We start from the raw sequence: 12619 nt of genomic DNA, 5'->3' as shown, positions 1-12619 counted from the left end.
GGTCAGCTGTTCGTCAGGCTCAGGAAGAGGACCAGGAGAAGGATCAGGATGCCGATGTGGATGAAGTTGCTCAGCCACGCCCAGCGCGTGTACTTCTCGAACTCGACCGGATCCTGCTCCTTGCTCAACGCGATCGCGGCGAACACGATTCCGATGATGTTGGTGAATCCGAAGCAGGACAGCGTCACGATGATGGCGATGATCAGTGACAGGATCGCGTTTCCCCGGGCGGGGGGCGGGCCGGGGTGCGGGGGATGGCCCGGGGGCCGGCCGTAGCCGGGCGGGGGCGGTGGCGGATAGCCGGGCTGCCAGGGCCCGCTGGGTTGGCCGTATCCGCCGTCCCAGCCGGGTGGGCGCGGTTGTCGCGGGTCTCCCCAGTAGTCGGGTGGGCCAGACCACTGGCTGCTCATGAGCTCCTGCCTTTTCTACGGTTCACGGACACGCGACCAGGACCACGGCACCGCGGGGGATGGGGGCGGGTCAGTAGTTCAGCCCGGGGTTGACTCCCTCGAACCACGAACCCGCCTGGGTGAGGATGACGAGAAAGGAGACGGCCATGACAACGAACATCACCGCCGCCGCGCCCAGGCAGTACCAGGAATAGCGGGTGAGGGTTTCGGCCTGAGTGTAAAGCCCTCGATCGCGTTTGTGTGCGGCGCGGACCGCGAAGACGATCCCGACGATCCCGAACAGCCAATTCGCGCAGCACAGAAACGTCAGCGCGTGCACGATCAACGCCATGGTGGAGCTGCTCGCACCGGTGGCTCCGGCCTGTGGTTGGTCGCCGCGGGTGGTGGCCTCCCGGTCGTGGCCGCGGGACCGGCCGGTCGGCTCGTCACGGGGGGCCGACGCTCCAGGGGGCAGCGACTGGTTGCTCATGGGGGAGAGGGACCTCTTTGTCTTCCGTGCTCCGAATGGCAGCCTCTATCTCACCAGAAGGCGGGCCTCCGTGACGAGGGCATCGATACCCACGACTCGGCTTTTCCGTCCGCCTCGGGGTACCCGGGATCTACCGGGCGGGCTCGGAGTCCAGCGGGGAGACCCCCGTTATCCGGTGCACGGCGAACCGCCGAACGGCGGCCTTGGTCGCGTCGTAGGCGGTCAGGTATCCACCGTCCACGCTCGCGGGCTCGACGATGCTGCTGCTGGCGATGCCCTCGGAGTCCAGATAACCGATCCACACCCGGCCGCCGGCCCGCGCCGCCGCGCTGAGCACGGCCAGGGTCGTGGCGGTGGGGGAGCGCGGCGGTTCGGAGCCGGGGGTGGCGACAGGGTGGCGCACCGCGGTCTCGGCCTCGTCGCCGGCCCGCAGCGCCCGTACCGCAGCCATCCGCAGTTCCGGGCCGGGAACGGGCGGTCCGGCCAGTTCCGAACCGGCGGCCCGTCCCACGGACCGACGCGCCTGGGGGTGGCTGATCTGCACCGATCCGTTGACTGCCTCGGGCACGGGGTGGTAGCCGAGTTCGCCCAACCGGTCCAGGAGGATCGGTCGGCTGGCCCTCGACGCGACGACCGTCGGGGCGAGCCCGAACAGACCCAGGTCGGTTGCCCGGCGGTCGCTGAGGAGTTCACTGAGAACAGCGGGATCGTCGCAGCGCAGGTAACTGGACGCGGTTCCCACACGCAGTCGGCCGTGCTGGCGTGCGACATCGGCCACGAGGTAGCGCAACGGCTGGGGCAGCGGCGTGCGCGAGTGCCGTTCCAGCAGCTCGACGAGTTCCTCCACGCCGCGCCCGGCATCCAGGGCACGGCGCACCGACGCCGCGCTGAACCGGTAGACGGTCGCCCCGCCGGTGGACTCGACGTCGGCGGCCAGGGCGAGTTCGCGGGCCAGCGCGGGGACGAGCGGTCCGGGCGCGACCGCGGTCAGATCGCCCTGGAGCAGGAAGTGGTCCAGGGGGACGGGGAGTTCGGCTGCCAACCGGGCAGCCGTTACGGAATCCGCTGCTCCTGAGGGGGCGGAGGCGAAGGAGTCGGCGGTCGCCTCGGCCGCGACGGTGACGGCGAAGGGCGCGAGGACAGAGCGCCCGGTCAGTCCGAGCGTCTCGGCCTCGGTCAGTGTGTCGCGCACCAGTTCGTCGAAGGCCGCTCCCTGGCGCCGCGGCCGTAGCCAGGCCAACCGGGCGGACACCGTTTCGGGGTCGGGGGCGCACCCCGCGGGCGCACTGGACAGGGCGGCAAGGACGTCCAGGCGCACCTCGGGTGCGAAGCGGCGGTCCAACCCCTCGCCCAGCACGTTGCGGGACCGGCCGCGTGCGTCCTTGCCCCGACCCAGGCCGGCCGCTCGGGGGGACCGCAGCCAGGCGCCCACCAGCCACAGCCAGCGGCGTGCCGGATCGCATGCCCGCCAGACGTCGTACTCGACGGTGGGCAGCCACTCCCCGTCCACCTCGCTGCCGGGGGCGATCAGGCCCCCCGCACGGGCGGTCTCCATGAGTAGGGCAGCCCCGGCCTCGTCGGTGTCCATGAGGTGAGCGGCGCGCTTGAGATCGCGCACCCCCAACCCCCCGTTGCGCAGCACCCCGGGCGGGTCCGCGGTCCAGGCGTCCAAGAGCTCTTCCAGCGAGCGGAGCACGGTGAACACCTGCCCGGCCGCGGCACGGGTCGCCAGCGCTGCGTTGACGATGGGGCCGGACACGGGGGGTGGTTCGGCTTCGGTCGGGGAGAAGAGCCGTCCGTCGCGCAGGTGCAGGGCGACCTCGCGGGGCAGGGCGACGGTGTGGTCGTCGGTGCCGATGATCAGGCCGAGGGCCAGCAGTCGGTCGATGGGGGAGACCGCCGTCGCCAGGCTGGTCTCCCGCTGGGCGTTGGAGACGCTGCCGTGTGCGGGGCCCCAGGCCATACGGTCCAGGACGGGACGGGCCGCGTCACCGGCCACGGCGAGCAACTCCTCGATGCGGCCGGGGCGGGTGAGGTCGGCGCCGATCCGCTCGGCGGGCGCTCCGTCGGCGTAGCCGGTGGGCAGGCCCAGATCGGCGGCCAGCCGGTTGAGCCGGTCCAGGGGAAGAGCCCCGATCAGCGCCGTCACCGGTGGGCCCAGGGCCGCAGGTTCGACGAGGATGTCGCGCAGGATCGCGATCGGTCGCAGCAGGCCCGCGTCGTCCCAGACCAGGGCAGTCGTTCGCAGTTGGCCGAGGGGTGCGTCCAGTGCGTCGCACGGGACGCCCAAGGCGACGGCGAGCTCTTCGCGACGGGTGCCCTCGGGGGTACCGGAGAAACGTGGATCGCCCAGCGCCAGTAGCCCCTCCAGGACCTGGAGCCCGAACCGGTCCAGTTGATCCAGCGCGCGCAGCACGGTGGGCTTGGAGGTGGCGCGTGCCGCCAGGGCGGCGATTCCTGCCGGCACGGGGGCCATGAGGTCGGGGCGTGCCGCGAACAGTGCTGTCAGTTCCGGGTTGGAGAGGCTTCGTAACCAGGAGGTATAGGTCAGAGCGCGCCCCGATTCCAGGCGCGCCGCGGGCCCTGCGTCGTCGGTCATCGCAACCAACGCTAATCCATACCGGGACCTTCGGGGGGCGCCCGTCCCCGGCCCCCGGGGCAGGCCCCGCACCCGTCGCGGGGCGCCCACGCCGGGGCCGAGGGTGGACGCAGGGGTCCGTCGGCCTAGCCGGGGAAGGTGACGCGGGCCGAGCGCACGCCGATCAGCGGGGGAATCCACTGGGTCTCGTCGAAGCCGAAGCCGAGGACCTGGCCGGTGCAGTCGGGGCCGCCGTAGAGCAGGTACTCGCCGTTGTTGCTGGCCTTGGCCAGGGTCACGATGCGCGAGTCCAGTGCGTAGCAGCCGCTGCCTCCTTTGACCTCCTCGTAGCCGGGGAGGGAGTGGACCGCAAAGGAACCGGTGGCGGCGTTGGCGGGGGCTGCTGAGGCCAGGGTTCCGCCGATCGCGGCCGCGGCCACGAGGGCCACGGCGGTGCTGCGCAGGCGCATGGTGCTCCTTGAATCAGAGTCGGGTTGATCGGGTTGTGCGGGGGATCACTTCCATCCTTTCAGTACTTAAAGTAGTGGCGCCAGCACTTTGGGTTATGTGGTGGATTCCTTTTCGGCGGCCCGCAATTTCTCGCTATCTGTTGGGAGCTCCCATTCCCGGTTGTGCGGCACGATGGCCCAATGACCCCTCGTGCGGAACAGTTGGTCTTGGAGTACCTCGCCAGGGCCGGCGGTGTCGCGTCCGCTCACCTGCCCCCGGCCCGGCGCACCGTCTACCTCTCCGGGCTGCGCGCGCGGATCACCAAGGACTGCGCCACGGCCGGGGCGACCGAGTCCGAGCAGGTGGCACGCGTCCTGCGTCGGCTCGGCGATCCGGCCGAACTCGTGCTGCGCGAGTGCGGGCCGCAGGGAGAGGACGTCCCCAAGGAAGAGGTGGAGGAGCCGAGCACCGTCGGTGGTCTCACCCGCCCGGCCGTCTACCGTCGCGACCCCCCGCCCTGGCGCGGTGGCCCCCGGCGCGGACGGCTGCGTCGGCACGTACCCGCGCGGGGGAGCGGCACGAGTGTCGCCGGCGGGATGGCACCTGCCGCCAAGAGCACCGCTTACTGGATCCTCGCCGGCTCCCGGGCCAATCCGCTCGAAGCCGCGGCAGTGCTGCTCTACCTCGCGAGCGGCCTCTCCGAAGCGGTGGTCTTCCTCTGGCTGGTCGGTGTGGTGCAGGTGGGATTGAGCCGGGTGTGGAGCACCCGCGACAAGTGGGCGGGCGTCGCCATTCCGCTCCTGGGGACGGTGATGGGAATGGCTACCTGGCGGTCCGATGTCGTCTACATCTACATCGACGAGATCATCGGACTGTCCCTCATGGGGCCGGGCCTGGTCGGTATGCGGTTCGCCGCCTTCGTCGGCGGTTGCTACCTGCTGGTGCGCCTCTCCCGTATCGCCCGCGAGGACACGTCCTGACGGCGGATTCGCGTGGGTCATCTCCTGGCAAACGCTCGGGAATATCGTCGTTGACCTGTGTTTTTTGTGCGTGCGCACCTGTTCCCCCTGGGTGATGATGGCATCAAGTCCCGCCGCCGCTCGTAGGCGGGGCGCGATGGCCGGCCGGGGCAAACCCGTCATCGGAGGGCCATCTACCGAGACGGTGTCCCGGACCGCTGGGTCCCGTCCCACAACTCCGCAACCAGCGGTGCGCGGGATGCTGTTGTTGAGGAGGCCCGGGAACACCGTCCCGGGCCTCCTCGTCGTGGGGAGCGCCTGCGTTCGCCGGTCAAACCTGGTTCCCCGGTCCTCTCGCTGGCCGTTTATGGCCCGGTGGTTTGCGCATTTTTGTGATGATTGGCGGATTTATTAAGTCGCCTGTCCGGAGTGTTCCGCACTAGCCTGAAACAGCCCCGATGCGATACCGGGGCAGGAAGCTCAGCGTCGTGTGAGTCCCTTCGAGGGAGAGCGCGAGCGGGCTTCTTTCGTGTTTCGACGGTTAGCGAGCGAGAGCGAAGAGGTCACACGTGCCCACCGGCAAGGTCAAGTGGTACGACGGGGACAAGGGTTTCGGCTTCCTCACCGATGACGACGGCGGTGATGTCTTCCTGCATTCCTCCGCACTCCCAGCCGGCACGACCACCCTGCCCCCGGGGCAGCGGGTCGAGTTCGGCATCGTCCAGGGTCGCAAGGGTGCGCAGGCGCTGCACGCCCGGCTCCTTGACGCACCGCCCTCGATCGCCAAGGGGGTGCGCAAGAAACCCGAAGAGATGGTTCTGATCGTCGAGGATCTGATCACGCTTCTCGATCGGGCCTCCAACTCTTATCGCCGTGACCGACATCCCGATCGGCGCGAGGCGGCGAAGATCGCGCAGGCGCTGCGCGTCGTGGCCGATGACCTGGAGGCATAAGGCTTCCCGACATATGCCGCGGTCCTGTTCCGCGGGCATGGCGCGCCCTGTCGCGCTGTCGTGACAGGGCGTGCGATGCTGCCCCAAGACACGTAACGGTCCTCTATCGATCGTCAACATGGTCAACTTGGTGCCGGTAATCAGCGAAAATGGAACCGTGAGCCGTACCCGTCGTTCTCCCACACCAGATCAGGCATGTATCGAAGCGGAAGGGCAGGCACGCGCCGCCGCCGCCGAGATCGGGCGCCCGGAGTGGGTTGGTGAACGTATCGAAGCGCAGGTAGAGGGTGATCGCTTGGTCACCCACCTTTTCGCATGCCTCGATCCCGCCTACCCCGGTTGGCACTACGCCGTCACCGTGGTCCGCGCCTCGCGGGCCAAGCACGTCACGGTCAACGAGTCGGTTCTGCTTCCCGGCCCCGAGGCCCTGCTCCCGCCCGAGTGGCTTCCCTGGAAGGAGCGGCTGCGCCCGGGCGACCTCGGCGTGGGCGACCTCCTGCCCAGCCCCGAGGACGATGAGCGCCTCATGCCCGGCTACGCCCAGGTCTTTGCCGGAAACGAGGCCGACGAGGACGGGCACGACAAGCAGATGGTCTGGGAACTGGGGCTCGGACGCGCCCGGGTCCTCTCCGAGTCCGGCCGCGAGGCGGCCGCGGAGCGCTGGTACACCGGAGAGTCCGGTCCCGACAGTCCCATCGCCAATGCCGCACCCGGCAAGTGTTCGACCTGCGGGTTCATGACCCCGCTGGCCGGTGAGTTCCGTCAGATGTTCGGGGTGTGCGCCAACGAGTTCGCACCCGACGACGGCAAGGTGGTCTCGCTGGACCACGGCTGCGGAGCCCACTCCGAGGCCGAGGTCCCCGTGACCCAGACCGAACCGCTCACCCCGGTCGTCGACGAGATGGGCTACGACGCCCTCGTCTTCGACGAGGAGACCGAGCCGGTCGAGCACGACACCACCGACCGCGAACTCGTCGCCCTGGGTTCCCCCACGGAACCCAAGCCCTGACCGACAGGCGACAGCGCACGGGACCGCACCGGCGGCCGAAGCCGGGTGTCCACCGCTTCTCGACGCCCGTGCCCGATTCCGGGACACCCGGACCCGGGTACCCCTGGACCGGGCGCAGGCAGGGGCTGACCCTGACCGCGTTCCTGCGGTCACCGGTCGAAGCCGACCAGCAGCGCGCGGCCGCCCGCGGCATCCCGCTGGCGTTGTCGAAGGACGGCACCCCTGCTTTTCAGTCGGGCGTCGCCGCCGGACTCCGCACACGTCGGTGGTCCCACCGGCCCGGCCCGGTTGCCTGGGGTGAAAGATTCCTCGGGCCTGCCGGGGTGGTGAAAGAACTGCGCTCCCCGCTCTCCTCGCCCCGGACCGAGCACTGCCCCTTTGCGGACCGGCCCTTTCCGCCGAGTCCCCGCCGGGCCGGGGACCGCCCCGGCCCCGATAGAAAACACCCTTTTCCCGGTCCGGGTGCGGCCTGCCCCCGGATCGTAGGGTGGCGCCCGTGACCCTCGATCCCGACGTGGCCCGTGCCCGGTTCGCCGCGGCGCGGGTCGCCCGCCTGGCGACCGTGTCCGCCGACGGCCGGCCTCATCTCGTGCCCGTCACCTTTGCTGCCTACGGCCACACGGTCGCCGTCGCAGTCGATCACAAGCCGAAGTCCGGGACCGGTCTCAAACGGCTCGCCAACATCCGGGCCAACCCCGAGGTGTGCCTGATCGTCAACGAGTACAGCGACGACTGGCACCGCCTCTGGTGGGCCCGCGCCGACGGTGTCGCACGTGTCGAGCACGAGGGAGCGGACCGGGCCGACGCCCTCGCCCGGCTCGCCCGGCGCTATCCCCAGTACCGGGAGAATCCGCCGAACGGCGCGGTGATTCTGATCGGGGTCGTCCGATGGCGGGGGTGGTCCTTCGGCTAGGTGCGCCATCGGCACGAGGGCAGCGGAAAAGGGCATAAGGATGTGGAACGTCGTGAACCGGTTCAAGTAGCGTTCTGGGCATGCCGCCTACGGAGACCCGTGAACTCACCGATCCCGCTCGCCAGCACGCCGCGCGCAGCGGCCCGCGCCCCGTGCGGCTGCACCTCTGGCGGCCCGCCGGGACCAGGGACCCGCGCCCCACCGTGCTGGTGTCCCACGGCACCGGTGGTTCGGCCGGGCAGATGGACTGGTTGGCCGAACCGCTGGCCCGGGCCGGGTTCCTGATCGCCGCGGTCGACCACCACGGCAACAACCACGTGGACGGCTACCTCGCCACGCAGTTCGCCGCCCTCTGGGAGCGGGCCCGCGACCTCTCCTTCGTGCTGGACCATCTGGCCAGGGGAAACGAACTCGGTCCGGTCGGTGCGGCCGGCTTCTCCGCCGGCGGCTACACCGCAGCCGCGCTGCTGGGCGCCCGGATCAGCGAGGAACGCTACCGCGCCATGCTGGACCTGAAGGTTCCCGTCCCGGAGGTCCCCGAGTACCCCGGTCTGCTCGGGGAGATCCGCCGGCTCCCCGACGCCGTCCTGCACTCCTGGCCGATGACGGCTGCCGCCGACTACTCGGACTGGCGGGTGGAGTGCGCCTTCCTGATCTGCCCCGGCGCCGGGCCGTTGATCGACGAGAACAGCCTGGAACGAATCAACCGCCCCGTCGCCGTGCGCTGGGGCGACGCCGACGACGTCACCGTTCCGGAGGAGAACGCCCGGCACTATGCCCGGTTCATCCCCGGCACCGACGCCAGGTCGGTCGGGTTCGACGTCGCCCATTACGACTTCCTCGGTTCCGAGCCCCGTGGGGGGAAGATCCGCGTCGAGGTCGCTTCCGAGGCCGTCGCGTTCTTCACCAGGCACGTCGGCGCCCCGTTCCCCTGACGGTCACACCTCGGTGGCATGATCCCGATACGGAACCCGGGCGGGTTCTTTGACGTCGAACGACACGTCCACGAACGCGGTACCACGAGTAGGAGCGACACTATGCGCAGCAACCTGTTCCAGCAGGCCCAGGAGTCCCAGCAGCCGGGGATGAGCCTGCAGAACCCGCGCATGCTGCGCGTCGGCTTCAACGGCGAGTTCTACGCGCGACAGGGCGCGATGGTCGCCTACCAGGGCAACGTCAACTTCGCCTACCAGGGCGCGGGCAGTATCGGCCGAATGTTCAAGAAGGCGTTCACCGGTGAGGGCCTGCCGCTGATGAAGGTCAGCGGGCAGGGCGACGTCTTCCTGGCCCGCGACGCCTGGGAGATCCACATCATCGACCTGGAGGGCGACTCCGTCACGGTCAGCGGGGAGAACGTCCTCGCCTTCGAGCCCACCCTGGGCTGGGACATCCGCCGTGTCGAGGGGGTGGGCATGGTGGCCGGCGGCCTCTTCAACACCGTCTTCACCGGGCACGGGCGTCTCGCCATCGCCTGCCACGGCACCCCCGTTCTGTTGAACGTTGACCAGCCCACCTTCGTTGACACCGACTCGGCCGTGGCCTGGTCCACTTCGCTGCAGACCAGCGTGCGCAGGACCGCGAAGATGGGCGCGCTGATCGGCCGGGGCAGTGGTGAGGCGTTCCAGCTCGCCTTCCAGGGGCAGGGCTTCGTCCTGGTCCAGGCGTCCGAGGGCCCGCAGGTCGTCCAGCAGTCCTCTTCCTGACGCGGCCGTCGGGGCGCTGTTCAGTCCAGGTCGGCCTCGGCGAGCAGTTCCGACAGGGTCTGCGGGTCGCGCAGCAGTGCCGCGACGAGGTGGCGGCGCGGCCACTGGCCCGCGGACCAGCACAGCGCACGCGCCAGACCGTCCGGGGTCGAGGCGTGCAACTGGCCCCCTGTGTCGCGCCACTCCACCGACGACCCGCCCAGCAGCAGTTTTTCGTGGTGCAGGTAGGTCAACGGCCCGGTGTCCAACAGGGACTGCACTTCGCCGGGGACCGTGCGGACCTCCCCGGAGGAGGTCACCCGGCCCTCCACCGATTCCGAGGCGAGGTCGAGGTCGAGCAGATCGGCCAGGGCGGCAGCGCACCCGGCGGGCGCCAGGACCACCGGCCGCCCCACCAGCAGAGGGAGTAGATCGGGGGTGTCCAGTACCACGGTGTCGTCGGCGTCGGCCACCACGATCGAACCGTCGCGTACCGCGCGCACCGACGAAGGGGGCGAGACCCGATCGGTCGGAACCTCGGCCAGGGCAGCCCAGATCCGGCGCAACGACTCACGGGTGACGTGCCGCCGAGGGTCGCCCAGGCGCTCCAGGAGGTCGTCAGCGCCGTCGGGGTCGGTGAGCAGTTCCGTCAGGTCCGTGTGCACCCCCAGCGCGCGCGCCAGCTCAGGATCGAGCGCGGCCGGGGCCTCGTCGTACAGTCCGGTCAGCGCCGCATCGGCGTCGGCGGAGCGCAGCTCCACCGGGGCCTGCCCGTCCAGGAGCGCACCTGTGCGCAGCCACCACGCCGTGTAGGACGGGACATCCACCGAGCGCCCGTCCGGCCCCAGGACCCTGGTGGGCTCGGTCACGATGGAGCGCGGCCCGGGGACCGACAGCAGCTCCAACGCCCGCTCCCAACGGTCCTCCCGCACGAACTCCAGGTCACGCACGCCGGTGAGCTCGGGGACCACCGGCGGCAGTGCGGGGTCGCCCAGTCGCGCCGACACGTCGGCGGCCCATTCCTCCAGGCTGTCCAGCGGCAGCTCGTCCTGGGCGTGGACCAGGGCCTCACCCAGTGTCACGTCCTCGGCGCGACACACCGCGAACAGTCGAAGCACGCCCACGGCCTCCAGGGTGCCGGGGTCGTAGTCCTCGGCCAGGTCCTCGGCCAGCACCCCGAAGGGCGCGTCGTCGGTGAAGACGTCCAGCAGAGGACTGTCGGGCAGCAGCAGCTCGCTCGCGGGGCCGTACTCGCCCTCGTCGTCGCGCAGCGCCAGCTCCGCCAGCCACGGCGCGTCCTCCAGGGTGGTCCCCGAGGCCGCGACCAGTTCCAGTACGGCGCGGGCGATCTCGTCGGGATCGTCGGCGTCCAGCGAGTTCTCCACCGCGGCGCGGGTGAGCGGATCGGTGAGTACGGCGCGTTCGTTGGCCTCGATCGCCCCGAGACGGACCAGCAGGGTGTCGGCCGCCTCCGGATGGACGATCCGCAACCCCAGCGGAGCCAGGGACTCCGGTGTCAGCGCCCCGGAGACGAAGGAGTCCCCGGTGGGCAGGAGCAGGCCGCGCGGCCCGCGCACGAGGCGCCCGTCCAGCAGGGGCACCGGTAGCGCACCGAGGTCGCCCAGGTCGCACCCCTGCTGTCCGGCCGCGCGCAGCGCAGCGTAGAGCCGCGCCCACCAGGCCGGTTCCCGGTCGAGGTCGCCGAGCAGGTCGGCGAGGTCGGCCAGCGCGATCGCGCGCAGTCGCAATGCGCGCAGCCCGGGGTGGCGCAGGTTCCAGTCGCCGGGAAGCGCGTTGGGGGCCAGGCCGGAGAGGACCCCCACGAGTTCGGGGCCGCCCTCGATGGCCACGGCGTCGCGCGGACGCACCGGCTCGCCCGAGGCCGTCACCAGGAACGGGGAATCGCGCAGCGCCGTGGCCGCGGCTGCCCGGAACCGGGCGTCGAACTCGCCGCCGCGCATCAGGTCCTGCGGGATCAGGTCCCAGGTGGCCCGGGCCTCCAGGAGGCACAGCAGGTCGGCGTAGGCTCCTGCCGCCGCGGTGATCAGGGCGTCGGCGGCCGGACCGGAGGCGACCCGGCGACGATCGGGGGACAGCGGGAACGCACCGATCAGCAGTGCGGGAACGTGCAGTTCCTCGTCGCTGGGGGTGGGGGCGTGCACGACCCGCGGGACATCGCCGGGCAGGCCGGCCATTCCGCCGTCTGGATCGACGACGACCGCCCAGGTCAGCGACCAGTTGACCCGGTCGCGTTCCTCGGTGGGCCGGTCGGCGAGCTGCTCGGGGGTGAGGCGCCCGGTGCGGGTGAGGGTCCGCCAGTGCCGGACGTGTTCGCCCGATCCGTCGGCGACCCGGGTCACCACCCGGCCGTCCTCGCCGCGTCGGGCGCTGAGCAGCCGGGTCACCCCGTCGGCGTCGATCTCGATCTCGGCCAGCCACGGCAGGGCCAACAGCAGGGTCTCCCCGGTCTCGGCGAGTTGTGCGGCGAGGACCGAGGCGGCGTCGGAGTCGCGAAGGCGCAGGACGACCGATGTGTCGTAGCCCTCGGGGACCTCGGCGTGGTCGGGGAACGGCAGCCGCAGCAGGGGGACCCGGCCGCCCCGCCGCCCGAGTTCGTCGGCGAGTTCGGTCCCGGCCCGGCCGGTCCCCACCAACTCGTCGCCGACCACCGTCTCGGCCCGTTCCCGGCTCCAGCGCACGGCACCGCCGCGGGAGGCGATCACGACGTCGTCGCTGACCGATGCCACGGCCGTGAACCCTACGCCGAACCGGCCCACCAGCCCTTCCCCTGTGTCGCGTTTGGCCGAGGCCCGCAAGGTGGCGAGGGACTGCACGCCCTCGGCGGTCAGCGCGGCCCCGGTGTTGGCGGCGCTGAACTCGCCGTCGTGCAGCCGCAACCGCAGCCGTCCGGGCGCCCCGGCGCGCCGTGCGGCGTCGGCGGCGTTCTGGGCGAGCTCCACGATCACGCGGTCCCGGTACCCGCCGAGGGCGTAGTCCTCTTCGGTGTTGGCGTCCTCGCGGAACCGTGCCGCGGAGTTGGCCCAGCCGTCGAGGACGTGGCGGCGCAGCGTCTCCAAACCGTACGGATCAGCGGTGGTGCTGCTCATCGGGACCCTTCCAGAGATAGTGGCTGCACTACCGTACGCGACCTCCGACCGCTGCGGTCGTTAATGCGCGTGGTCGCCGGGCGGTGTCC

At 71.0% G+C, this 12619-nt stretch carries 11 protein-coding genes; 6 read left to right on the top strand and 5 right to left on the bottom strand.

Annotation, left to right across the window (positions count from 1 at the left end; genetic code table 11):
* Window positions 1-2: 2 nt before the first annotated feature.
* The 4 genes from AC0VYP_RS22005 to AC0VYP_RS21990 all read right to left on the bottom strand — a co-directional run bounded on the left by AC0VYP_RS22005 (window position 3) and on the right by AC0VYP_RS21990 (window position 3927).
* Window positions 3-410 (bottom strand): hypothetical protein, encoded by a 408-nt coding sequence (locus AC0VYP_RS22005; protein WP_475471618.1) that lies wholly within the window; start codon window positions 408-410, stop codon window positions 3-5.
* A gap of 70 nt (window positions 411-480) precedes the next feature.
* Window positions 481-879 (bottom strand): CD225/dispanin family protein, encoded by a 399-nt coding sequence (locus tag AC0VYP_RS22000; RefSeq protein WP_475471617.1) that lies wholly within the window; start codon window positions 877-879, stop codon window positions 481-483.
* A 130-nt stretch (window positions 880-1009) separates the two neighbouring features.
* A complete protein-coding gene (locus AC0VYP_RS21995) occupies window positions 1010-3478 on the bottom strand; it encodes a helicase-associated domain-containing protein (protein ID WP_475471615.1) in 2469 nt (822 codons plus the stop codon).
* 125 nt (window positions 3479-3603) lie between these two features.
* Complete coding sequence (locus AC0VYP_RS21990; protein WP_285758508.1) at window positions 3604-3927, bottom strand: hypothetical protein; 324 nt, start codon at window positions 3925-3927, stop codon at window positions 3604-3606.
* A gap of 180 nt (window positions 3928-4107) precedes the next feature.
* Between AC0VYP_RS21990 and AC0VYP_RS21985 the strand changes: the two genes are divergently transcribed.
* From AC0VYP_RS21985 to AC0VYP_RS21960, 6 genes are all read left to right on the top strand, one after another.
* Complete coding sequence (locus tag AC0VYP_RS21985) at window positions 4108-4887, top strand: hypothetical protein (RefSeq protein ID WP_475471613.1); 780 nt, start codon at window positions 4108-4110, stop codon at window positions 4885-4887.
* Between the two features lie 548 nt (window positions 4888-5435).
* Complete coding sequence (locus tag AC0VYP_RS21980; protein ID WP_475471611.1) at window positions 5436-5819, top strand: cold-shock protein; 384 nt, start codon at window positions 5436-5438, stop codon at window positions 5817-5819.
* Window positions 5820-5976: 157 nt separating this feature from the next.
* Window positions 5977-6828: a DUF3027 domain-containing protein gene (locus tag AC0VYP_RS21975; protein WP_285758513.1), complete on the top strand. Its 852-nt coding sequence runs from the start codon at window positions 5977-5979 to the stop codon at window positions 6826-6828.
* A 496-nt stretch (window positions 6829-7324) separates the two neighbouring features.
* A complete protein-coding gene (locus tag AC0VYP_RS21970; RefSeq protein WP_475471610.1) occupies window positions 7325-7741 on the top strand; it encodes a TIGR03668 family PPOX class F420-dependent oxidoreductase in 417 nt (138 codons plus the stop codon).
* Between the two features lie 80 nt (window positions 7742-7821).
* Window positions 7822-8676: an alpha/beta hydrolase family protein gene (locus AC0VYP_RS21965; RefSeq protein ID WP_475471608.1), complete on the top strand. Its 855-nt coding sequence runs from the start codon at window positions 7822-7824 to the stop codon at window positions 8674-8676.
* A 102-nt stretch (window positions 8677-8778) separates the two neighbouring features.
* Window positions 8779-9444 (top strand): AIM24 family protein, encoded by a 666-nt coding sequence (locus tag AC0VYP_RS21960; RefSeq protein ID WP_475471607.1) that lies wholly within the window; start codon window positions 8779-8781, stop codon window positions 9442-9444.
* A gap of 20 nt (window positions 9445-9464) precedes the next feature.
* Here AC0VYP_RS21960 and AC0VYP_RS21955 read toward each other — a convergent pair whose 3' ends face one another.
* Window positions 9465-12530, bottom strand: a complete 3066-nt coding sequence (locus tag AC0VYP_RS21955) for a sacsin N-terminal ATP-binding-like domain-containing protein (RefSeq protein WP_475471605.1) — start codon at window positions 12528-12530, stop codon at window positions 9465-9467.
* Window positions 12531-12619 lie beyond the last annotated feature (89 nt).

The organism is Nocardiopsis sp. iso_186 (genome assembly GCF_056173365.1).
Note: the sequence above shows the minus strand (reverse complement) of the source record. Positions and strands in the feature narration are given on the sequence as shown.

Coding starts and splice junctions, on each gene's coding strand:
- AC0VYP_RS21955 (WP_475471605.1), bottom strand. CDS start 12,530: ATGAGCAGCACCACCGCTGATCCGTACGGTTTGGAGACGCTGCGCCGC.
- AC0VYP_RS21960 (WP_475471607.1), top strand. CDS start 8,779: ATGCGCAGCAACCTGTTCCAGCAGGCCCAGGAGTCCCAGCAGCCGGGG.
- AC0VYP_RS22000 (WP_475471617.1), bottom strand. CDS start 879: ATGAGCAACCAGTCGCTGCCCCCTGGAGCGTCGGCCCCCCGTGACGAG.
- AC0VYP_RS21995 (WP_475471615.1), bottom strand. CDS start 3,478: ATGACCGACGACGCAGGGCCCGCGGCGCGCCTGGAATCGGGGCGCGCT.
- AC0VYP_RS22005 (WP_475471618.1), bottom strand. CDS start 410: ATGAGCAGCCAGTGGTCTGGCCCACCCGACTACTGGGGAGACCCGCGA.
- AC0VYP_RS21985 (WP_475471613.1), top strand. CDS start 4,108: ATGACCCCTCGTGCGGAACAGTTGGTCTTGGAGTACCTCGCCAGGGCC.
- AC0VYP_RS21965 (WP_475471608.1), top strand. CDS start 7,822: ATGCCGCCTACGGAGACCCGTGAACTCACCGATCCCGCTCGCCAGCAC.
- AC0VYP_RS21990 (WP_285758508.1), bottom strand. CDS start 3,927: ATGCGCCTGCGCAGCACCGCCGTGGCCCTCGTGGCCGCGGCCGCGATC.